The 21,496-nt window shown below is 49.8% G+C and carries 17 protein-coding genes; 10 read left to right on the forward strand and 7 right to left on the reverse strand.

From position 1 onward, the window contains the following. Positions 1-2: 2 nt before the first annotated feature. The 6 genes from CCC32_RS06305 (at position 3) to trxB (ending at position 5,618) form a co-directional block, all read left to right on the forward strand. Positions 3-1,415 (forward strand): hypothetical protein, encoded by a 1,413-nt coding sequence (locus CCC32_RS06305; RefSeq protein ID WP_287073119.1) that lies wholly within the window; start codon positions 3-5, stop codon positions 1,413-1,415. Between the two features lie 86 nt (positions 1,416-1,501). Beyond that, entirely contained in the window at positions 1,502-2,071 is a 570-nt protein-coding gene (locus tag CCC32_RS06310; RefSeq protein WP_287073120.1) for a four helix bundle suffix domain-containing protein, read from the forward strand. 278 nt (positions 2,072-2,349) lie between these two features. Next, complete coding sequence (locus tag CCC32_RS06315) at positions 2,350-2,601, forward strand: type B 50S ribosomal protein L31 (protein ID WP_022316759.1); 252 nt, start codon at positions 2,350-2,352, stop codon at positions 2,599-2,601. Positions 2,602-2,834: 233 nt separating this feature from the next. Then, positions 2,835-3,800, forward strand: coding sequence for a DNA/RNA non-specific endonuclease (locus tag CCC32_RS06320; RefSeq protein ID WP_287073123.1), 966 nt, complete (start codon positions 2,835-2,837; stop codon positions 3,798-3,800). A gap of 299 nt (positions 3,801-4,099) precedes the next feature. Then, on the forward strand, positions 4,100-4,648 hold the full coding sequence (locus CCC32_RS06325; protein ID WP_022316761.1) for a glutathione peroxidase: 549 nt from the start codon (positions 4,100-4,102) through the stop codon (positions 4,646-4,648). Between the two features lie 34 nt (positions 4,649-4,682). Then, entirely contained in the window at positions 4,683-5,618 is a 936-nt protein-coding gene (gene trxB / locus CCC32_RS06330; RefSeq protein ID WP_287073125.1) for a thioredoxin-disulfide reductase, read from the forward strand. Between the two features lie 308 nt (positions 5,619-5,926). Here trxB and CCC32_RS06335 read toward each other — a convergent pair whose 3' ends face one another. Further along, positions 5,927-6,931: a hypothetical protein gene (locus CCC32_RS06335; protein ID WP_287073127.1), complete on the reverse strand. Its 1,005-nt coding sequence runs from the start codon at positions 6,929-6,931 to the stop codon at positions 5,927-5,929. A 237-nt stretch (positions 6,932-7,168) separates the two neighbouring features. Between CCC32_RS06335 and CCC32_RS06340 the strand changes: the two genes are divergently transcribed. Next, positions 7,169-7,408 carry a helicase associated domain-containing protein gene (locus tag CCC32_RS06340; RefSeq protein ID WP_042518764.1) on the forward strand — a complete coding sequence of 80 codons (240 nt, stop codon included), beginning with the start codon at positions 7,169-7,171 and terminating at the stop codon, positions 7,406-7,408. A gap of 1,238 nt (positions 7,409-8,646) precedes the next feature. Here CCC32_RS06340 and CCC32_RS06345 read toward each other — a convergent pair. From CCC32_RS06345 to CCC32_RS06370, 6 genes are all read right to left on the reverse strand, one after another. Beyond that, entirely contained in the window at positions 8,647-9,936 is a 1,290-nt protein-coding gene (locus tag CCC32_RS06345) for an MFS transporter (protein ID WP_022317640.1), read from the reverse strand. Positions 9,937-9,952: 16 nt separating this feature from the next. Beyond that, positions 9,953-13,774: a DUF4922 domain-containing protein gene (locus CCC32_RS06350; RefSeq protein ID WP_287073129.1), complete on the reverse strand. Its 3,822-nt coding sequence runs from the start codon at positions 13,772-13,774 to the stop codon at positions 9,953-9,955. A 35-nt stretch (positions 13,775-13,809) separates the two neighbouring features. Further along, positions 13,810-14,598 carry an NAD(+) diphosphatase gene (nudC, locus tag CCC32_RS06355; protein ID WP_287073131.1) on the reverse strand — a complete coding sequence of 263 codons (789 nt, stop codon included), beginning with the start codon at positions 14,596-14,598 and terminating at the stop codon, positions 13,810-13,812. 31 nt (positions 14,599-14,629) lie between these two features. Beyond that, the gene (locus tag CCC32_RS06360; RefSeq protein WP_287073133.1) at positions 14,630-16,369 is read right to left on the reverse strand and encodes a bifunctional metallophosphatase/5'-nucleotidase; all 1,740 of its coding nucleotides are present in this window, start codon (positions 16,367-16,369) and stop codon (positions 14,630-14,632) included. A gap of 66 nt (positions 16,370-16,435) precedes the next feature. Continuing rightward, positions 16,436-16,561: a hypothetical protein gene (locus CCC32_RS06365; RefSeq protein WP_262503099.1), complete on the reverse strand. Its 126-nt coding sequence runs from the start codon at positions 16,559-16,561 to the stop codon at positions 16,436-16,438. Between the two features lie 242 nt (positions 16,562-16,803). After that, on the reverse strand, positions 16,804-17,508 hold the full coding sequence (locus CCC32_RS06370; protein WP_287073136.1) for a hypothetical protein: 705 nt from the start codon (positions 17,506-17,508) through the stop codon (positions 16,804-16,806). Between the two features lie 751 nt (positions 17,509-18,259). On the opposite strand from CCC32_RS06370, the gene rlmN reads away from it, so the two are divergent. Genes rlmN through CCC32_RS06385 form a run of 3 tightly spaced genes read left to right on the forward strand, consistent with a single transcriptional unit; the run spans position 18,260 to position 21,484 of the window. Further along, positions 18,260-19,303 (forward strand): dual-specificity RNA methyltransferase RlmN, encoded by a 1,044-nt coding sequence (gene rlmN, locus CCC32_RS06375; protein WP_287073137.1) that lies wholly within the window; start codon positions 18,260-18,262, stop codon positions 19,301-19,303. 45 nt (positions 19,304-19,348) lie between these two features. After that, positions 19,349-20,464 (forward strand): 4-hydroxythreonine-4-phosphate dehydrogenase PdxA, encoded by a 1,116-nt coding sequence (gene pdxA, locus CCC32_RS06380; protein ID WP_022317646.1) that lies wholly within the window; start codon positions 19,349-19,351, stop codon positions 20,462-20,464. A 24-nt stretch (positions 20,465-20,488) separates the two neighbouring features. After that, positions 20,489-21,484 (forward strand): lysylphosphatidylglycerol synthase transmembrane domain-containing protein, encoded by a 996-nt coding sequence (locus CCC32_RS06385; protein WP_287073140.1) that lies wholly within the window; start codon positions 20,489-20,491, stop codon positions 21,482-21,484. Positions 21,485-21,496 lie beyond the last annotated feature (12 nt).

Below are 21,496 nucleotides of genomic sequence, written 5' to 3' on the forward strand. Positions count from 1 at the left end.
CAATGAAAAAGATATTATATTCAGTAATGGCGATGGCTGCCCTGACATTCTCATTCGCATCGCTGACAAGCTGTGAAGACGTTCCTGCACCGTATGAAATGCCGGACGTAACACCTGATGAACCTTCAAGTCCGGAAATGGAGCCGGCAGGTACCGGTACACAGGCAGATCCGTACAACGTGGCTGCTGCCATCAAGTATATTGACAATGGTGGTGCCGAGGACAAGGAAGTCTATGTAAAGGGTAAGGTAGTGTCAGTACAGTCTGGCAGTTTCGACCCGAGCTACGGCAGTCTCAAATACTACATCTCCGACGACGGTACAGCAACAAACCAGTTCCTCGTTTTCAACGGATATGCAGGGCCAAACCGAACCAAGTTCTCTGGCGAGGACGCTCTCAAGCCAGGCGATGAGGTAGTGATATGCGGTAAGCTTGTGAACTACAACGGAACAAAGGAATTCACTACCGGAAACTATATCGTTTCAATCAATGGCAACGGTGGCGGCGGTTCAGACCAGCCGGCAGCAGGTCAGCCAACCGGCGACGGTACAAAGGCAAACCCATTCAACAGCGTGGCTGCAAACCTGTATGCATCGTCTCTCGCTGCCGGCGTGGAGTCAGACAAGGACGTATATATCAAGGGAAAGGTGGTTTCAGTCAAGGAGCAGTATGGCACCCAGTTTGGCAATGCCACATTCTACATCTCCGACGATGGCAAGGCAGACAATCAGTTCTATGTGTTCCGTGCTCTTTATCTGAACAATGAGAAATACACCTCAGGCGCAACTCTCAATGTTGGTGACGAAGTGGTAGTATGCGGCAAGGTTGTCAACTATATGGGCAACACCCCAGAGACCGTTCAGGGCAAGGCTTATCTCGTTTCGCTCAAGAGCAACGGCGGCAGCGGTTCTGAAGGTGGCACTACCGGTGATGCGAGCGCTTCGAATGGCGACTTTGAGAACTGGACAAACGGTTTGCCAAATAACTGGAAGACTGCTTCTTCTGCAGGAAATGCAACACTCAGCCAGAGTACAGATGCTCACAGCGGAAAGTATTCTGTAAAGGTAGGTGGATCAAGTTCTGCCAACAAGCGCCTTGGTTACAAGGAGATAACTCTGAAGCCAGGTGAATATACTGTTACGTTCTATGCAAAAGCTGCAACATCTACAGGTGCCTCTGTTCGTCCGGGATATGTTCCGGTGAAAGATGGAGCAAACCCAACCGGAAGCGATTATAAATATGGTGACTATGTAAACGACATAACAGCCACGAAATGGGTGAAAGTCACATATACATTCACAATCGAAACAGAGGGTACCTACAGCCTTCTTGTAATGAATGCCAAAAAGCCAGGCGGAGATGTATTGATTGACGATTACACTTTGACAATGGGCTCTACCGTTATCATTAAATAAAACATTGACCTTATATATTCAGAATCCCATCATCCCTCCAGATGATGGGATTTTTCTAAGCACTCCTAAATCTAACAATACATAAAATGGAAAACGACAAGGAGTTTATTCCGCAGAAAGGAGGCTATCGTGATTTGATAGCATTTCAGAAGGCAACTTGCATATATGACATCACATATTATTTCGCACACAAATTCTTGGACAGGACTGACCGTACCGTAGACCAGATGATACAGGCTGCGCGCAGCGGCAGACAGAATATTGCCGAGGGCAGTGCGGCGGCAACCACCTCACGAGAAACGGAGCTGAAACTGACCAATGTGGCGAAAGCAAGTCTGCAAGAACTATTGCTGGATTATGAGGACTATCTCAGGCAAAACGGACTGGTACAGTGGGGAATATCAGATGTAAGAACTGTAAAGGCGAGGGATATTTGTAAAAGACATAATGATACGGAATTTTATATGAAACAGATTCCGAGCCGTTCGGCTGAAGCCATCGCAAATATTGCAATAATACTGATTCATCAAGCAGACACTCTCCTCAGACTGTTGATAGAGAGACAAAAGGCGGATTTCCTGAAAAACGGTGGAATCAGGGAGGAAATGACGAGGGGCAGAATTGCTTATCGGCAACAGAATGGGTGGAAGAAGTGAGAAAGTGAGAAATCTTTATGGGACAGATAGGACAAATAGGACAAATAGGGCTTATAGGATTAATAGCAAGGCTGTATTTGTCCTATAAGTCCTATCTGTCCTATAAGTCCTAAAACGTCCTATTTGTCTTAAAAAAGGCGTAGCCCCCTCATTTAGCCTGCTGGTTCAACATTTTTCCAAAATTTCTTGTCCATTCCACAAAAAAGCCTTACCTTTGCAGCCAAATGCTGAAAAGCATCGAAAATAATAAACAAATAAACAAACAATTTTAGATTAAAATGAAAAAAGGTATCCATCCAGAAAACTATCGCCCCGTCGTATTCAAGGATATGTCCAACGGCGATATGTTCCTTACACGTTCTACATGCAAGACTAACGATACAGTAGAATTTGAAGGAGAGACTTACCCAGTGGTAAAGGTCGAAATTTCAAGCACTTCTCACCCGTTCTATACTGGTAAGAGCAAGCTCGTTGACTCCGCAGGTCGTGTGGACAAGTTCATGAGCCGCTATGGAAAAGCCCGTAAATAATATATACTAAGATATATAATTATTCAGGAAGATATTAAAGTGTGTTCAAGCGTAGTTGCATATGCGCATGAACGCACTTTTTGTTTGTATCCCAATCTGTCTTGCCCCCGAAACGGGCGTTACGCTGTTTTATGAGATGGGTTAAACCCATTTTGGGGAATAATCCTCTTGCTGCTGACAGTCAGCCAGAGGAAAAGAAAACTAAGACAATTCAAATCATTATGAAATTCATTATGAAGAACAGATTTCTTATTCGTGCTATGTATGCTGCGGCAGTTGCCCTTTTCTTCACGGCATGCGGCAGCGACAATGATGGTGGCGGTTCTTCACCGGCAAAAGAACCCAACGTAAACAGAAACACCGACTATACCGATGCTGCCGCGACAAGAACCGAAGTGCCGCATCTGCAGGGAGGCAACAGCCAGTTCATAGCCTATAGGGTGAGCGACAATACGTTCGACAAAGACGGAGTGAACTACTGTGTGGAGTGGGACCGCACTCTGAAGTCAAACCGCTGGACATGCTATGTGATGACCAAGCAGAACATAAAGAAGAATGTGCAGCGATGGTATGCCGCCGAAGGCGAGATGCAGTATCCGTTCGACGTTGTAAACCTGACAACTGACGATTATTACACTAAGAGCAACGGACAGGATTTGATATACGGGTCTGGATTCGACCATGGACATCTCTGTCCGTCGAACGACCGTCTGTACAGCCTCGCCATAAACAAGCAGACGTTCTATCTTACCAATATGCAGCCGCAGTACAAGGTGTTCAACGGAAGCGACAAGAACTATAAGTACAAGGGTCTGTGGATAAACATGGAGCAGTTCCTGTATAACTTCGTGTCAGGAACAAAGTTCTCCTCCGCTGACTCCCTCTTCGTCTGCAAGGGCGGTACGATAGACAGCGAGAACCATATCCTGCAGCGTATCGGCGGCAAGATGATAGTTCCGAAGTATTTCTATGCAGCCGTGGTGTGGAAGCGTGCCAAACTCAACGTGTATTCCGGCCTCGCTTTCTGGTTTGAGCACACTAACGTATATCATGGCGACGATGCGCTGAAGGGATATGTCGTTTCCATCTCCGAACTGCAGAACAAACTTGGCAACAAGATAGACTTCTTCTGCAATCTGCCGGACAAGACAGAGGCGCAGGTAGAGAAAGTGGCTGCGACAATGGACTTCGGTTTATAAAAAATCGCAAATATTCCGCATTTATTTGGTGCCTTTTCATCAGAAATGCCTATTTTTGCAAATAGATTGGCGAGAATGCTTCTTCTGAAGCCTCTGCAATGGAGATATTATAAGTCTGTAATCGTGGATTATCAATCTGTGGTAAGAGGATTGTCAGCCTGTAGGGGTATGGATTCCTCAACCTGTAATGCGCAGGGTATATCCTTGGCGCAGATGGTTCCGTGGCAAGAAGCGTCATTCTGCAAGAGAACAGGTTATTAAATCGGAAATATATTTTAAAACAAAAAACAAGAATAGAAATGAATACAGTATTTGACTTTTCGGTTAAGGACAGAAAAGGAAAGATGGTAGCTCTCAAGGAGTATGCCAACGAGGTATTACTGATTGTCAACACAGCCACTAAATGCGGATTCACTCCACAGTATGAAGAGTTGGAGAAGCTCTACGAGAAATATCACAGCCAGGGTTTTGAAATCCTCGACTTCCCCTGCAACCAGTTCGGACAGCAGGCACCAGGAACCGATGAGTCTATCCATGAGTTTTGCAAATTGAACTTCGGCACGGAGTTCCCACGCTTCAAGAAGGTGAAGGTGAACGGTCCAGATGCCGATCCTCTATATAAATTCCTCACTTCGCAGAAGGGCTTCGCCGGATGGGACGAAAGCCATCCGTTGACAAAGGTTCTCGACGAGATGCTCTCACAGGCCGATCCCGACTACAAGTCAAAGGCAGACATCAAGTGGAACTTCACCAAATTCCTCGTAAACAAATACGGAATGGTGGTAGAGCGCTTCGAACCTACAGAGAATATGGAGAACGTCGAGAAGAAGATAGAAGAACTGTTGTAAAACAGAATAACGACTTTAAATACTAAATTATAATATGGAACACGTAAAATGCTTGATTATCGGTAGTGGTCCTGCAGGATACACTGCTGCTATTTATGCTTCAAGAGCAAACTTGAAGCCAGTTGAATATTGCGGTCTGCTCACCGGTGGCCAGCTCACACAGACCACTATGGTGGAGAACTTCCCCGGTTATCCTCAAGGAGTGCTTGGCGGACAGATGATGAACGACATCCGCGAGCAGGCAGAACGCTTCGGCGCTGACATCCGCGACGGCATCATCACTAAGGTGGACTTCAGCAAGGCTCCCTACAAGGTGACAACCGAAGAGGGCGTTGAGATTGAGGCGGACACCGTGATCATCGCCACTGGAGCGTCTGCAAAGTATCTCGGACTTGACGACGAGAAGAAATACAACGGTATGGGAGTGTCTGCATGTGCCACATGCGACGGATTCTTCTATCGCAAGAAGACCGTTGCCGTTGTGGGCGGTGGCGACACAGCCTGTGAGGATGCCCTCTATCTCGCCGGTCTGGCAAAGAAGGTATATCTCATCGTGCGCAAGCCATTCCTCAGAGCCTCTAAGGTGATGCAGGAGAGAGTGATGAACGCTGAGAACATCGAGGTGCTCTTTGAGCACAACACCATCGGACTCTACGGTGAGAAGAACGGTGTAGAAGGCGCACATCTCGTGAAGCGTCGCGGCGAGGCAGACGAGGAGAAGGTTGACATCCAGATTGACGGTTTCTTCCTCGCTATCGGCCATAAGCCAAACTCTGACGTATTCAAGGAGTGGCTCGAGACCGACGAGGTGGGTTATATCAAGACCATCGACGGCACACCACGCACCAAGATTCCTGGAGTGTTCGTTGCCGGCGACGTTGCCGACCCAGTATACCGTCAGGCTATCACGGCTGCAGCAAGCGGTTGCAAGGCTGCGCTTGAGGCAGAGAGATATCTCTTGAACAAGTAATTCTCTCTTTGAGAGTTTCGTGAATATGCAGCCCGTAATGGTGGGCTTGCGATAGGGTAGGAGGAAGATGAAATATTTTTCCTCCTATTTTTATGTCCTTCTGTCTGGGATTATAAGAATAAAGCAAAAGGAGCGAAGAATCAGATTCCTCACTCCTTTCTTAGGTCTGCATTACCTTAATATATCCTGATGTCTTTTATGCTTCAAAATCCTTTTACCTATCGTTTCTTTAATATAGTATGTTTAATCCTTCTTTCCAGTCAGTCTTGTGTTGTATATATGATATAAGTCTTCTTTCTTTTATCCTTTTATCTTCCGAATCTTCCACCGCCACCGGAACGTCCGCTGCCTCTTGATGAACTGTTGCCGCTGCTGACAGACCTGTTGTTCGACGAACTGCTGCGGCTCGGTGTGAAGGTGTTGGCAGGGCGGGAAGAACCGCCTGCCGGACGATATATTCTCGTCGGGCTGTTGTTGAAACTGTTGCCCCTTGATGATCTGCCTATCTCTTGGCTCACTGTCGTGCGAGAGCTGCTCAGATTCGTTGTGCCGTTGCCGGTGCCTCTCCTCGGTGTAGTGCCTCTGTAGCCGCTGTTGTTGTCGCGTCTGTTGTTGCCGCGGTCATAGCGTCCGCTGTTGTTGTCGTCGCGTCTGTTGTTTCGGTCGTAGCGTCCGCTGTTGTTGTCGTTGCGTCTGTTGTTTCGGTCATAGCGTCCGTTGTTGTCGTTGCGTCTGTTGTTTCGGTCATAGCGTCCGTTGTCATGTCTGCGGTCATGGCCTCTTTGTCCGCGGAAATCGCCACGGTCATATCTGTCTCTCATTCCAAAGCGGCTCTCTCCTGGGCGAGGTCCGAAGGTGCGTCCGTGATACCAGCTGCGTCCGCCGTTTCTGTGCCAGCTGTGTCCGCCGTAGTATGTGGCATAGAATGCCGGTCTGCCGAAATAGAAATATGTGCGGTTCGGGTAGCGTACATAGATGCTGAATCGCCACACGCCGTTGGTCCATATAAGCGGACGGTAGAAATATGCCGCTGAGCAGAAGGCGTTATACTGCCAGTCGAAGAGGATATAGCTGAGATCCATGTTTCTTCTCGTCCAGTATGTGCCGTAGAGGTCATCATAGGTGCTTATGCTCATCAGATAGTCGAGGTTCACCTCGTATGCTGCCTCATACTGCTCATCGTTCAGGTTCAGCTCGTAAGCCATCTTGTCGGTCAGGAAGAGTGCTCTGTCCCTTGCCTGCTCGTAGCTCATCGCCATTGTGGATAGTGCCACGGTGAGAAGCAATGCCATTGATAATATAAACCTTTTCATGATCATTGTGTTTTATGTTCGTAATGTTCTTTTCTCTGGTGCAAAGAAACAACAATTCCTGGTGCTGCCAAAGGGTTTTTCCCTAAAGTGGGAGGGAAAATCCCTATAAGTGTTTTCTCTTTTTTGAAGTGTTAGTTTATTGTTGTACTTTTGCGGTCTCCTTGTTTACTTGTATCTTGCCTGCTTGTCAACTAGCAGAGCAAGTTGAAAACTTGCGGAATATATAATATAAGGTGTATGGCAACAGTGAATGAAACCAAATGGCTGACCAAGTATCAGCAGCTAAAGGACTATGTGGAGCAGCATCATCAGCTGCCCGACAAGAAGAAGGTGGAGAACCGGGGACTGCTCAACTGGTGGAAATACAACAAGAAACTGGCCAAGCTGGACAAACTCTCAGAAGAGAAGCTCCGGATGCTACAGGAATTGTCTGACAGCAGGATAATAAAATCTGACAAAAAGGCATTGTTTTTGTAAATATTATGTACATAGTGTCATGCGTTTGTCATATATTTGTATATATTTCCGCTTGTTTTATGTCAATTATCTAACTATTAATATATGCCTTCTTTGACCGATATCAATAAAAAGTGTATGAAACGACTATATCCCCTCTATTTGTTGTGTGCGAACACAAAAGGCATTAACTTTGCAACTGAAAAGATAAAGATATAGATAAAAGCTGCAATAAGAGCAGCAGGTAAGAAGATTGTTTAACGATAACTAAAAAGAGAAAGGAAATTGATTATGTTGACATTTATGTTAGTAACAGCATGTGTAGTAGCTTTTGCAGTATTGGCAAGTGTTGGAATGAACATCGGCATGAAGCTCTACAAGTAAATTTTCTGAAGTATTTGAATTTTAGAAAGTATTAGAGAGAATCAGTTTATTTGTATACCCGCTCGCATGAGAGGGTGTAACCGGAGCGGTTGAATGGCGACTTCCATGTCGTTGTTCAACCGCTTTTCGTTGTTTTTGACCCGCAGATTTAGACAAGAACCTGGATAAACCCAAGGTGGATGATTTTTCTGCCGACATCAGCCCCCACCTGGCCTCAAACCCATCCTAACCTTCCCAAAGGGAAGGAACAGATTACTCCGGCTATCGACGACAGCCCCCACCTAGCCTCCCCCGAAGGGGAGGGATAGATAGCATTGGCTGCATGATAGTCATTTGTAGTTGTCTGATTATCAATCGTTTATCAATAGTAACAGTAACTGTCCCTCCCCTTCGGGGGAGGCTAGGTGGGGGCTGATGACAATATTCAGAGTAGTTACTATTGGCTTGGAGTTAAGTTTGAACTTCATCAGCTTTGTGGTTTTTCCCCTGTTTATCGCTCGATGTCTTTTACGAGGTGGTGACTATGGTCACCACCATCAGCTGCCGGATGTAGTTTCCGTCGAGAGCTGGCTCTCGACAGGGAAGTACAGCCGACAGATGATAAGCTGTAAGGCTCGTAAAAGACATCGGGTGTTTTTCCGGTTTTTGTCTTAAATCACATATCCCTTTCGCCCGTCCTGTTTTTCCCCCACGTCGTGGGGAATGAAACCCCACATTAGGGGGGTCTGTTCCCCACGCTGTGGGGGAAAATCAGGGTCTATGTTTTAGACATCACAAGTCTGTTTTTCAGTCCATGAATTCAACCGGAATATAACCACCAAACGGTCATTAGACCGTCTAACTACAAATCGTTCATCAGTCCGTTTGATGTGTTATCATTCCTCTTCAGACGTTTCCTTTCCGAAGTCAGGGTCTATCTTCAGGAATGCCGTTACGAGGAACGTGATGGTGCAGCAGAGCATCACGATGATGAAGAACGTGCGATAGCCCAGCATATCCTTCATATATCCCGACACCATGCCCGGAAGCATCAGTCCGAGATATGATATTCCGGTGCAGATGGAGTAGTGGGAGGTCTTGAACTTGCCCTGGCTGTAGAAGAGCATGTAGAGCGTGAGCACGGTGAATCCCAGTCCGTATCCGAACTGTTCCACGAAGAGACACGACGACACTACGAAGAGGTCGGAGTTGAGCGAATAGCTCAGATATATATACACCACATCAGGCAGAGTGATGGCACACACCATCGGCCACAGCCATTTCTTCATACCGTCGCGGCTCACGAGATATCCGCCGAGGATTCCGCCGAGCAGCAGACCGATCAGTCCCACCGTGCCGTTGGCGAGTCCGTATTCCTGTGGCGAGAGTCCCAGACCGCCCTGGGAGTTGGGGCGCAGGATGAATGTCTTCGTCATGGTGTTGAGCAAGGCCTCCGGAAATCTGTATAGCAGCAGGAAGAGCATTACACAAAGCGTTTCAGAAGCCTTGAACTTGCTGAAAAACGTGGTGAACATCGTCTTTATCTCGTTAGCCACCTCTGTCATGCTGCGTTGCGTATGAGCGTCATCTGCAGGTTTCGGCATAGTGCGGCAGTGGAGCAGCCACATTCCCAGGAACAGTCCGGCGAGCCCATAGAATATCAGAGCCCACGAGAATTTTATCTGATTGCGGAACACCACCTGCAGCACTCCGGCGAGCGACACGAGAATGCCGTTGACGAAGATTATTGCGAGTCTGTAGAACGTGTTTCTGAGCCCCACGTATTTTGCCTGGTTGTGGTTGTCGAGTTCTATCATGTAGAACCCGTCGGCAGCCACGTCGTGGGTGGCGCTGCAGAAGGCGATGATGAAGAACAGGCACATGGTGGCCTGAAACCAGAATGCCGTAGGTATGCTGAACGCTATGCCAGCCAATGCGCTGCCGATGAGCATCTGCATGGCGAGCACCCACCAGCGCTTGGTCTTCAGGAGGTCGATGAACGGGCTCCACAGCGGTTTTATCACCCACGGCAGAGCCAGCCATCCGGTGAAGAGACCCACCTCAGTGTCGGTGAGTCCCATTTGCATATACATCACCACGGAGAGACCCGTCACGATGGCGTTTGGCAGTCCCTCGGCGAAATATAGGGTGGGCACCCATGCCCACGGAGATGTTTTAGTCTTCATTTTCGTTTCGTTGTTTTCAATAAATGTCCTTTATCTCGGCGTTGCGATAGTAGTGGAGTAGAATCTGACGGTAGTCGAAACCCTTTTCTCCCATCACGGCAGCACCTATCTGACACAGTCCCACACCGTGTCCCCATCCGGCTCCCGTGAGTTCGAACCGCTGCGGCACACCGTCGCTGCCGATGTCTTTGCGGTCTACCACGAATGCCGAGCTATAGAGGTGAGAGTCGCTCAGGGCGCGTCTTATCTCCAGTTCCTTGCCGATGGTGAACGAGCGTTCGGTGCCCACTATCAGCAGTTTGCTTATCCTGCCACTCTTTCCGCGTTCCACCGCCTTGAGGTCGATGATGTCGCCGAGGTTCATCTTCAGTTTCTCATCCAGCAGACTCTTCAGCTTCTGCTGAGTCAGAGTGACGTGCCAGCGGTAGAAGTCGGCAGTCTCCTGGTCGTAGTCGTTGAGCACCTCAGAGAGCACCTTGGCATCGCTGGTGTTGCAGAAGCTCTCCGGACTCGTCCTTATCCATTTCTCGGCATTCTCCTCGATGGTGAGGTCGGGCACGCTTTCGCCGCCGTCCTTCATTCCGCCCTCGGTATCCCTGACGGCGATGAGATAAGGTTTTGACACATCCTCCCAGCAGTATTGGAACTCCTCGCTCACTCCTCCGCAGCATTTCGAGAACCTGGCGTCGCAGATGTCGTTGCCGTTCATGAGAATCTGTCCTCTCGTCAGCTTTATCGCCTGTGCCACGTGTGGCGACGTCTCTTTCGTTATTCCCTGATAGCGCTGGCAGTGGTCGTCGGCACACACGTCGAATATGGTGTGGTCTTCGCGGTCGTACCAGCGGATGAGCATGTCGTCCTTCTTGACAAACGAGAAAAAGTTGTTGCCGCTCTCAGCCACTTCCATCCTCTTCTTCATCTGTGCGAGCAGCCATGAGCGGGAGATTACGGCGTGAGCCTTGAGCAGTTCCAGACTCGATGTGGCGCTCATCTCGCTTGAGATTACGCTTTCGAGATATTTCTCCACAGGCAGACTGTTTATGGCGCATATCTTGTCGGCCTCCACCACGAGGTTCAGTTCTCCCTGGAAGGTCTGCGTCTCCTTGCGCTCCCAGTGGAAGTTCACACCGATGGTCACGTCGAAGAGCGAGAACGACGCCTTGTCGGTCTTCGGTGAGAAACAGAGTTCGCGGTATTGGTTGCCGTTCCACAATATTCCACCCTCAGAGAATTCCACCACCTGTCTGCCGGTGATTATCTCACCCTTGGCAGAATACTCGCCGTTGAGCGAGAACTCAATCCTCTCGCCGCTCACTATTCCCACGTGAACGTTGGGCTCGCGGCGCTTGGGGCATATCATGCTCGCTGCCGAAGGTTTGTTGGCATTCTCCTTTATCTTCTTTATCACAGAGGCAAACTCCTCGTCGTTGAGGCTCACCTCACGCAGTATTTCTATCGCCTTCTCTGCCGTGAGACTCTTGAAGTCGGCCTCTCGCGGCGTTATTATCATTCCAGCCATGTCGAGAGCTCCCGGACTGATCATCAGCGAACCCTCGGCCTCAGGAGCCGACAGGTCGGGATAGCATGCCGGACGGTGGCGGCGGCGAGGGAATACCACCGAGAGATATTCGTCGCCGTTTCTCCAGCTCACGATGTTCATCATCGGCTCATAGTCGTCCTTTGCCATTGGCAGCGCCTTGTAAACGAATTTGAACAGTTCGGCGTCGCCCTTCAGACTCTTGCTGCGGATGAGCAGTGCCGGCGAAGGATATTCGTTTATCACGGAAATGCTCTCGCCGTCGTTGTTGGTGGATATCTCCGTCATGTTGCGGCAATAGCGTTGCCATCCCGTCTGCAGCGGCAGCAGTCCGCTCGTGCCGGCCTGGAAATGACAATGGTCGGGAGCCGACGCTCCGCATTTCGGACCGTTGTAGAACACCATCAGCTTGGGGAACAGCGTGAGCAGACGGTGTATCTCGCTGTAGTTGTGGTATATTGCCTGTGGCTGGTGGGTGAGCTTGGGTATCGTGAAATGTGCCGGCAGGATAGGGTAGGGGTTGACGAGAAGTTCGAAGTCCTTGTCGACAGTCTTCGACATCTGTTCCTCAGGACGGTTTTTGCGGCAGAGGAAGCACGGACGCTTCTCCAGACTCTTCTTGTCTATCCTTGCCCCTGTGGAGACGATGCGTGCCGGATTGAACTGCACAATGATATTGTTGCCTTCGCTGTTGAGCTGGCGCTGCTCCACATTGTGAAGGTCGCGGAAGTTCTCCCTTGCCAGGTCCCACTGCTCCATCTGTCTGTTGAAGAAGCGGTGGAGCGAACTGTCGTCGCTGAAGTCCATCATTCCCTTCTCTATCTGCTGTCTGGCAGAGAGCTCTATTGTTCTGATTCTGTCCTTGTATAAGTTGTTGGCATTCACCTTCTCTATGCTCAGAGCGGCATCGCTGTTTCCGCCCCATCGGCGGCAGAGATACAGTTCGGAGAATATCCTGCCAATCCTGTAGCGGCGGCAGAAGGCGAGCGCCATGGCATAGTCTTCGCCATAGCTCGTGTTGGGGAACTGCAACTGCCGGAGCAGCGGTGTGAAGAAAGCGCGTGGCGCTCCCAGTCCGTTGATGCGCAGGGCGTTGTTGCATCCGTTGTCGTCGGTCCATTCCGCATGGTCTATCAGTCCTGGCGGCAGCGTGTTGAGGTTGAAGTCACACATACGGTAGCTTCCGATGATCATTGCCGCATGCTGCTTGTGGAATTCGTCTACGATAGTCTGCAGCGTGTTTTCAGACGAATAGAGGTCGTCGCTGTCGAGCTGCACGGCGAATTTTCCGCATCTGCTGTCGTTCACCGCCACATTCCAGCATCCACCTATGCCGAGGTCGGTACGCTCAGGCACGATGTGTATGAGCTGAGGCTTTGAAGGGTCAGCATGTTTTGCAGCATATTCTTCCAGAAGAGTCGTAGTGTTGTCGGTGGAGTGGTTGTCCACAACTATGACGTTGAATCTGAATTTCGTCTTCTGTGCCAATGCGCTGTCCACGGCGTCGCAAATCGTCTTCTCACGGTTTCTGACCGGTATTATCACCGATGCCTCGCATGCGAACTGCTGCTCGTTGAAGTCAGGAGTCTCATATCCGTCGGTGTCGATGAATGCTCCCACCTCCTTGAGATGCGCCGTGACGGCTTTTTCCATCTCCACCTGCACCTCACGGTTGCGCGGGTTGACATAGTCGAACTGCTTCTCGCCGCTTGTGCGGGTGTCGCTCTCCTCCTCTGTATAGAGATATTCGTTGAGATGGAAGATGGAACCGTTTCTGCTTATGAACAGGCGCAGGTCGTACAAACCGGCATACATGTAGTCGGCATCAGCGTTAGCGGCGGCATATTCCTTTATCAGCCTGCTCTTGAAGAGCATCACGCTTCCGAAGTCGAAGTCGTCGCGCAGGCTGCCCGCCTGATAGTCTATCACGGGGTGTGCCACGGTGTTGCCGTTCTCCACAGAATAGTGGTCGCTGTATACCATTGCCGCATTGGTCTCGGCAGCCACCCGGATCATCCTTCTCAGAGCATAGAGTCCGATGGTCAGCGGTGTGGACTTGGTGTATATCATCGTGTATTCGCTGTCGGTATTCTCGGCGATGCTTATCATCGTTGCCGACGACATGATATTGTCTACGACAATCATCGCACATCCCTCTGGAGCGGCGTTCTGCATGGCGAAGTCTTGCGAAACGAGCAAGTTTATGTGTTTCACTGCCCTGCATTCTCTCAGCTGGTTCACCGTAGGCATCACGGCCTCGATGTCGGCGCATGGCAGAAAACAGTCTGTCTTTATTATCATGGTGTGTATAAATTGTTTTTTTTATTTGTTGTTCCTTATTTCATTCCGTTGTTATTCTCTCCTTCGAGCCATGCGTCGATGAGTTTGCGGGCTATGCTCAGCTTTTCGGGGATGGTGGGCAGGTTGTCCTTGCGGAACCATGCTCCGCGGGCCAGTTCCGAGGTCTGCAGTTTTATCTCTCCGCTCACGTAGTCGGCATTGAAGCCCACCATCAGTCCGCAGGGGTAGGGCCAGGGCTGCGAACTGAAATAGCGCAGGTTTGTGATTTCGAGGTTTGTCTCCTCCTTCACTTCGCGGTGTACCGCCTCTTCGAGTGTCTCTCCCGTTTCAACGAATCCAGCCACGAGTCCCATGAAGTTGGACTTGAAGTTTCTGGCATGCACGAGCAATACCTCGTCGCCCTTGTGTATCAACACGATAATAGCCGTGGCGAGCTGGGGCCACACCTCCTTGCCGCATTCCGTGCAGCGCTTGCTGATGTCGGTGTGCATTTTCATCGGCGAACCGCATACGCCGCAGAACTTGGTGTTCTGGTCCCAATACAGCAGTTCTTCGCATTTTCCGGCCTTGAGATACAGTTCCTTGGTTATCTTGTAGTAGCTCTGGCGCAGTCCGCACATCTCATATCTCGGATTGTCGGTCACGGGATGGTCGATGGAGTATGTGCAGACCGCCGTGTCGCCCAGCGGACTCACGTTCATCATGTTTGTCCACGGTTTCGTCTCCGTGGGGGCGTTCTCGCCGTAGGGTATGGTGTAAGTGCCGTCGGGCAGCTTTTCGAGCATCAAGTCTCCTTTGCAGAAGACGAAAAACAGTTTTTTCATTCTTTTGTCTTTTGAGTAACAGTTTTCTGTTTTATCTTTTGAATATCAGTTTTCTGTCGCGTTCGAGTGCCGGCTTTGTCCATTTCTCCGGCACGAAACGCCAGTTCTTGTTAGGCTTGGCATATATCGTTCCCTCGCTCTTTATCTTTTCTGCGAGATAGTGGCGCATGTCGAGCTTGCTCTCGTATTCAGTGCGTCCCGGCAGTTCCTCCTTTGCTATTCCGGCACCTCTGGTCAGCAGTTCGCCGCCGCCGTTTGCCCGATAGCTGTTCATCACCACCCGATACCATTTCTTGGCATTGAAGCGCTTGCCGTCAGACATCCTCAGTATCTTCACCTTCTTGCCCTCCGGTTTCGTCACGTCCACCTCATAGTCTATTCCGGCAGCAGAGTCGAAGTTGAAGGTGAAGTTCTTGAATCCGAACTTCTGCATGTCACCAGTGTTCCTCTCGTCGATTAGCATGATATGGTCGTCGGGCGATTTCATCTGGTTTGTCCACAGGGCATAGCTCATTTCGAGATAGTTCTTTATCTCCTCGCCCGTCATTCTCAGCACACAGATGTTGTTCTCGAATTTGTATAGCTTGAACATGTCGCTCATCAGGATTTTGCCCTTGTTGAGCTTCGTGTTGAACTGCAGCGGTGCGTTGAACGACATGTCGGCATTTGTTATCGCCAACTGCAGGTTGTGGATGAGGTCGGTGAAAGCCGAATTGCCGAAGAAGCAGTCGCGGGTGTATATCGTGTCGGCAAGTTCGCCGATGGGGGCGTTGATGAATCCCTTTATCTCGTCGATTTCCTTGGCGAAGTGGCCCATATACGCCGAGTCAACGGGTTCGTTGCAGATGTCGCGCACCTCACCGGTTATCTTCTTCTCTGCCACCTTGCCGTCGCGCAGCGTTATCTCCACTTCAGCGTCGGCAATGTTCACGGCGTTGCACGAAGGGTCGAGACACAACACCTCTCTTCCTGCCGCATTCTTCACCACCGCCTTCCTTGCGTGGTGGTCGTGGCCAAAGAAGAGGATGTCGAAGCCATCCACGTTTTTCGCCGTGTTCTCCGTCTCGTCCTCGGTGTAGTCAGCGTTTTCTATTCCGCCGTTCCATCCGCTGTGGAACAGTCCCACCACCACGTCGGGACGCTCAGTCTCTCTCAGCCGTGCTATCCATTCCTTTGCCGACTTCTCTATGCCGTCGAAGCGCAGTCCCTTCCATAGTTTCTCGCCGAGCCAGCTCGGTATGGCAGGTGTCAGCATTCCTATCACGGCGATTTTCACTCCGTCGCGCTCTATGATGGTGTATGGTTTCACGTATGGCTTCCCGGTGGCGGTGTCGATGATGTTGGCGCCCAGCACAGGTGCGTTCATCTCGCCAATCCATTTGTCATACACGCTGTGCCCGGTCTCCACGTCATGGTTGCCGAAGGTGGCGGCGTCGTATCGCATATAGTTCAGGATGTCCGACACGATGTTGCGCTTGTCGGTAGCCACATAGTTGTAGTAGTAGCATGTGGGCTGACCTTGCAGGATGTCACCGTTGTCGAGCAGTATCACGTTGTCGCCATACTCCTGTCGCAGTCTGTTCACGTATGAGCTGACCCTTGCCAGCGATCCCTTGGCGTCTCTCCGCTCTATGAAGTCGTAGGGGAAGAAACTGCCGTGGACGTCGCTCGTCTCGAGAATTCTCAGTTTCACGGTCTTTGTCTCTTGTGCCGTTGCCGGGCAGGTGGCAGCCAGGGCAATCGCTGCCGTTATCAGTGTGCTTATTTTCATAATCTGTATTGCCGGTTGCTTGTTGCGCTTCCGGTGTTTGTTCGTTATTGTTTGTAGAAATCCTTCTTACTGCAGCAGACTTTCCCATTGGCGGGCAAGACCGTTGTGATGCGCCTTTCTGCGCCATGCTTCCATTGCCTTGGCGAAGTGTGGAGCACCTCCAGCAGCATTGTTGTAAGGATTATTATACAAAGGTAGTGTAAAACTGGCGGATAAAAAAACATTCAGCGGAATTTGTTGACAATTATAGCGGTGGGCTTTCTGTATTTGGGTTTATGGGTAACGGCATAATGACTGTTTTGCTGCAAGTAGTTGTCAAATATAATATCGAACGTCCTGATGACTGATTCGGGTTAAGGCAATAAACAATCAACCCAAACCAGTCATCAAGACCGATTTGGGTTGAACGATGTTTTATGAAAAAACGGCAAGACTTATTTCCTGATCTTCTTTCCGTTCATGATATATATGCCTTTCTCAGGCTCATTCTGGAGCTTCATTCCGTTGATGGAATATTTCTCTCCGCTCTTCGTTGCGTCTTGTGAGACGCCGTCGACGGACATGGGTCTGCCGAAGTCGGAATATGAGAATATCAGTTTGCCGTCATCGTAACACTCAAGAAAGTATTCCATATGGCTTGTGAGCGCACTTTCGCCAGACCATATTGCCATCGTCGCTCCAATACCCTCTACCCAACATATGTATTCGTCCGATCCACTTTCAGAAAAAGTGATACGTTTGCGGGTTACTCCGTTGACTGTGATGTAGTCAACATCGGTGACTACAGGTCCGTAAGTTACTCCTTCGTAAAGATAATCGCCCTTTTGCTTGTTGAAATCAAGCATTAAGAACGGATCGTCGTCGCCCAATAAGCCATAGAGCTTTCCGTCTTCCTCATAAGCTGCGGTGGTGTAGCTCGACTTGTGGTCGTTTCTTTGGTAGTCTATTAATATCTTCTTCCATGTCTTGCCGTTTATTACAGTATCCCCCGAAACTGTATAAGTTTCGTATTTAGGGCGGTCACAAAACATTTCCAATACCTTCCAGCTTCTCCCTTCTTTCAGCATCCTTGTGTCTTCCTGTGCGAAGACGGTGATGCTTGTAATGAGCATAAAGATTACCGGTAAAATTCTTTTCATAATTGTTCCCTCCATATTTTATTTGTTGTTGAATGTGATATCGCTTTTCGTATTCGATAGGTGGTACTACAAGTTATGTGGTCCCGAGTGATCTTTTACGTCAGAGAGGATGACTTGTTTTGCTTGTGGCATAGTTCAAATACGGCTAAATATAAAAAAACCGGGGCTTTATTGTATGCGGTCGGCTGCTCGACGTATTCTGTCGCTCAGGTCAACGAGAGCGCCGCGTATTTATTTTTTGCAAATATACGTTATTTAAATAATTTTTTTAAATAAAAAGTGCGCTTTTTCTGCGTGTTAGGCTATATTGTACAAAAAAAAAGCGCACAAAAGAACACTTTAAATGGTAGTGTAATAACAATTTGGCGTGATTTTATTAAAAAATGTAACATTTTAATATGGTGTTAACCTTATCTTTTGGCAAGTTTCATCCTTCCCATCGTGCATATAGCCCGCTATATTCCCTCTTTGAATGAAGAAAAGATCTCAAGAAATATGAGGCTCAAATCATACCAAGTTATTTTTTTTCACCGTCACTAAACATCCCCAATGTTCGTCAGATACACTTCTTTCTTCATCCGCGGAACAGGCAGTCAGGGCAGATGCCGGCAGCCCGTAGTGGAATGTTGCGCTATTGTGTTGCGCTATTCTGCCGTAAACCGATATGGATTTGTGTGAAAATCTTGTGCATGTCAGAATTTATTAGTAAGTTTGCAAATCAGAACAAGACGTAAATATACGATAAAAACAAATGGCAGAAAACAAGACACCGCTTGTCGCAATGACGCTCGACGAGCTGAAAAATGCGACTAAGGAACTCGGGATGCCGGCATTCACCGGAGCACAGATGGCAAAATGGCTCTATGGGAAAGGAGTGCGCGACATCGACGAGATGACAAACTTATCGAAGGCTAACAGGGAGAAGCTGAAAGCCCGCTATGAGGTGGGCAGCATGGATCCGATAGACTGTCAGAAGTCTGTTGACGGAACGATAAAATACCTCTTCCCCACGGCAAGCGGAAAGTTTGTCGAGACGGTGTATATCCCCGATGGCGACAGGGCTACGCTCTGCGTGTCGTCGCAGGTGGGATGCAAGATGAACTGCCTCTTCTGCCAGACCGGAAAACAGGGTTTCGAGGGTAACCTCACCGCTGCCGACATACTGAACCAGATATATTCGCTGCCCGAAAGGGAGAAGCTGACCAACGTGGTGTTCATGGGGCAGGGAGAACCGATGGACAATCTCGACAATGTGTTGAGAGTGACGCAGGTGCTCACCGCCGACTATGGCTTCGCTTGGAGTCCGAAGAGAATCACCGTGAGCAGCGTGGGAGTGAAAAACAAGCTTAAGAGATTCCTCGACGAGAGCGACTGCCATGTGGCGATAAGCATGCATTCGCCGATACCCGAACAGCGCGCCATGCTGATGCCGGCAGAGAAGGGAATGTCGATAAAAGACGTGGTGGCGCTCATGCACCAGTATGACTTCACCCACCAGCGCAGACTCTCGTTCGAATATATCGTGTTCGGAGGACTCAACGACTCTATGCTGCACGCCAGAGAGATAGTGAAACTCGTGGAAGGACTGGAATGCCGGGTCAACCTCATCCGCTTTCATCAGATACCGAATGTGGACCTGCATGGAGCGAGTGATGAGAAGATGGCATCGTTTCGCGACTATCTCACCAAACACGGCGTGTTTACCACCATTCGGGCGAGCCGCGGACAGGACATCTGGGCAGCCTGCGGACTGCTCAGCACCAAGCGCATGCAGGAAAGCGGTGAGGAGAAATAAGATAACTACTATACCAGATACTTACAAAACAGAATATACACAGCAATGGAAGATAGAAAGATAAGAGTCGCCATAACACACGGCGATACTAACGGAATAGGATATGAGGTGATTTTCAAGACCTTCGCCGAACCGACGATGCTTGAACTCTGCACACCGATAATATACGGTTCGCCAAAGGTGGCGGCATACCACCGCAACGCACTCGGCATACAGGCAAACTTCACTATAATAAATAAGGTGGAGGATGCCGTAGACGGAAAGGTGAACCTGCTCACCGCCTTCGACGAAGACGTGAAGGTGGATATGGGAATGCCGACCAAAGAAGCCGGAATGGCTGCGCTGAAAGCCCTCGACAGGGCGATGGAAGGTTTTGCAGGCGGAGGCTACGACGTGCTCGTCACCGCACCGATAAACAAGAACGACATACAGGGCGAAGGATTCCATTTCTGCGGACATACCGAATATATCGAGGAGAAAGTGGGAGAGGGCCAGAAGGCACTCATGATTCTTGCCGGAAGACAGCTGAGAGTGGCGCTCGTCACCACCCATCTGCCGATAAAGGACATCGCACAGGCGATAACCAAGGAGGCGATAGTGGAGAAATGCACCATTTTCAACAAGGCGCTGAAGAGAGACTTCAACGTGTCGGCACCACGCATCGCCGTACTCTCGCTGAATCCTCATGCCGGTGACGGCGGAGTGATAGGCACGGAAGAAGAGACGGTAATCAAGCCGGCAATAGAAGAACTGTCAGATGCCGGTATTGACGTCTTCGGACCATTCGCCGCCGACGGATTCTTCGGTCATGGCACATACACGGCATTCGACGGAGTGCTCGCCATGTATCACGACCAGGGACTGGCTCCTTTCAAGACCATCGTGGGCGACGAGGGAGTGAACATCACTGCCGGACTGCCTATCGTGCGCACATCGCCAGACCATGGCACGGCGTATGAAATCGCCGGAAAGGGCGTTGCCGATGAGGCGTCTTTCCGTCAGGCTGTCTACGATGCCATCGACATATTCAGAAACCGCATCAACTACGACGAACCGCTGCAGGATCCTCTCAAGAAACTGTATCATGAGAGAAGAGACGACAGCGAGAAAGTGAGATTCGCTGTGCCGAAGCAGAAGCCAAAGGCTCCTGCGGCAGAGTGATAGAAGTATAGGAGAACTCCATAGATGAGCAAGAAATACCAAAACGGTTTCTTCGTCTTCGGACTCGTGGTGCTCGTCATAATGGTGACGCAGCTCGACTTCAGAGAGGTGAGGAGCGGATTGCAGAGAGCAGGATACTGGTTCTTTGCCGTCGTGGCGCTCTGGCTCGGACTATATGTCATAAACACCCTGTCGTGGTATGTCATCATTCGTCAGGGCGGCAGCGGCAAAGACAAGACACCATTCTCGTTCTGGTGGCTGTATAAGGTCACGGTGTCAGGCTTCGCCCTCAACTACGCCACACCCGGCGGACTGATGGGCGGCGAGGCATACCGCATCATGGAGCTGGCACCGAAAATCGGAACGGAGAGAGCCTCCTCGTCGGTCATCCTCTATGTGATGACCCACATCTTCAGCCACTTCTGGTTCTGGCTTCTCTCCGTGGGTATATATCTCATCACGCAGTCTCCTACGATGCCCATCGCCGTGATACTCGCTCTGACGACGGCATTCTGCATGCTCGGCATCTGGTTCTTCATGCGCGGATACAAGAAAGGTCTCGCCATGATGCTCACACGATGGCTGAGCAAGATGCCGTGGATGGGAAAATGGGCACGCCGCCTGATGGAGAAGCAGGGCGACAAACTCCGGGAGATAGACACCCAGATAGCGGCGCTCCACAAGCAGAATCCCGTGTCGTTCGTTTCGGCAGTGGTTCTCGAACTGCTTTGCCGTTTCCTGTCCAGCTTCGAGATTATGTTCGTGCTGCTCGTGATAATGCCGGAGGTGAGCTATCCGTCGTGCGTCATAATCCTGGCGTTCACGTCGCTTTTCGCCAACCTCCTCTTCTTCATCCCGCTGCAGCTCGGAGGCCGTGAGGGAGGATTCATGCTCTCGGCGTCGGGACTCGCCATGGCGGCAAGCAGCGGCATCTTCGTGGCGCTGATAGTGAGGATAAGGGAGCTGATATGGACGGCAATCGGCTTGATGCTGATAAAGATGGAAAGAACAAAAAAGTAATAAAAAGACAAA

The sequence above is a fragment of the Prevotella sp. LMAG:51 genome (assembly GCF_008680225.1).
GTDB classification, from domain to species: Bacteria; Bacteroidota; Bacteroidia; order Bacteroidales; family Bacteroidaceae; genus Prevotella; species Prevotella pectinovora.

Bases quoted from the DNA above. Each gene is read 5' to 3' on its own strand.
- CCC32_RS06320 (WP_287073123.1), top strand. From the start codon at position 2,835: ATGAAGAACAGATTTCTTATTCGTGCTATGTATGCTGCGGCAGTTGCC.
- trxB (WP_287073125.1), top strand. From the start codon at position 4,683: ATGGAACACGTAAAATGCTTGATTATCGGTAGTGGTCCTGCAGGATAC.
- CCC32_RS06340 (WP_042518764.1), top strand. From the start codon at position 7,169: ATGGCAACAGTGAATGAAACCAAATGGCTGACCAAGTATCAGCAGCTA.
- CCC32_RS06310 (WP_287073120.1), top strand. From the start codon at position 1,502: ATGGAAAACGACAAGGAGTTTATTCCGCAGAAAGGAGGCTATCGTGAT.
- CCC32_RS06315 (WP_022316759.1), top strand. From the start codon at position 2,350: ATGAAAAAAGGTATCCATCCAGAAAACTATCGCCCCGTCGTATTCAAG.
- pdxA (WP_022317646.1), top strand. From the start codon at position 19,349: ATGGAAGATAGAAAGATAAGAGTCGCCATAACACACGGCGATACTAAC.
- CCC32_RS06370 (WP_287073136.1), bottom strand. From the start codon at position 17,508: ATGAAAAGAATTTTACCGGTAATCTTTATGCTCATTACAAGCATCACC.
- CCC32_RS06325 (WP_022316761.1), top strand. From the start codon at position 4,100: ATGAATACAGTATTTGACTTTTCGGTTAAGGACAGAAAAGGAAAGATG.
- CCC32_RS06385 (WP_287073140.1), top strand. From the start codon at position 20,489: ATGAGCAAGAAATACCAAAACGGTTTCTTCGTCTTCGGACTCGTGGTG.
- rlmN (WP_287073137.1), top strand. From the start codon at position 18,260: ATGGCAGAAAACAAGACACCGCTTGTCGCAATGACGCTCGACGAGCTG.
- CCC32_RS06350 (WP_287073129.1), bottom strand. From the start codon at position 13,774: ATGATAATAAAGACAGACTGTTTTCTGCCATGCGCCGACATCGAGGCC.
- CCC32_RS06345 (WP_022317640.1), bottom strand. From the start codon at position 9,936: ATGAAGACTAAAACATCTCCGTGGGCATGGGTGCCCACCCTATATTTC.
- nudC (WP_287073131.1), bottom strand. From the start codon at position 14,598: ATGAAAAAACTGTTTTTCGTCTTCTGCAAAGGAGACTTGATGCTCGAA.
- CCC32_RS06305 (WP_287073119.1), top strand. From the start codon at position 3: ATGAAAAAGATATTATATTCAGTAATGGCGATGGCTGCCCTGACATTC.
- CCC32_RS06335 (WP_287073127.1), bottom strand. From the start codon at position 6,931: ATGAAAAGGTTTATATTATCAATGGCATTGCTTCTCACCGTGGCACTA.
- CCC32_RS06360 (WP_287073133.1), bottom strand. From the start codon at position 16,369: ATGAAAATAAGCACACTGATAACGGCAGCGATTGCCCTGGCTGCCACC.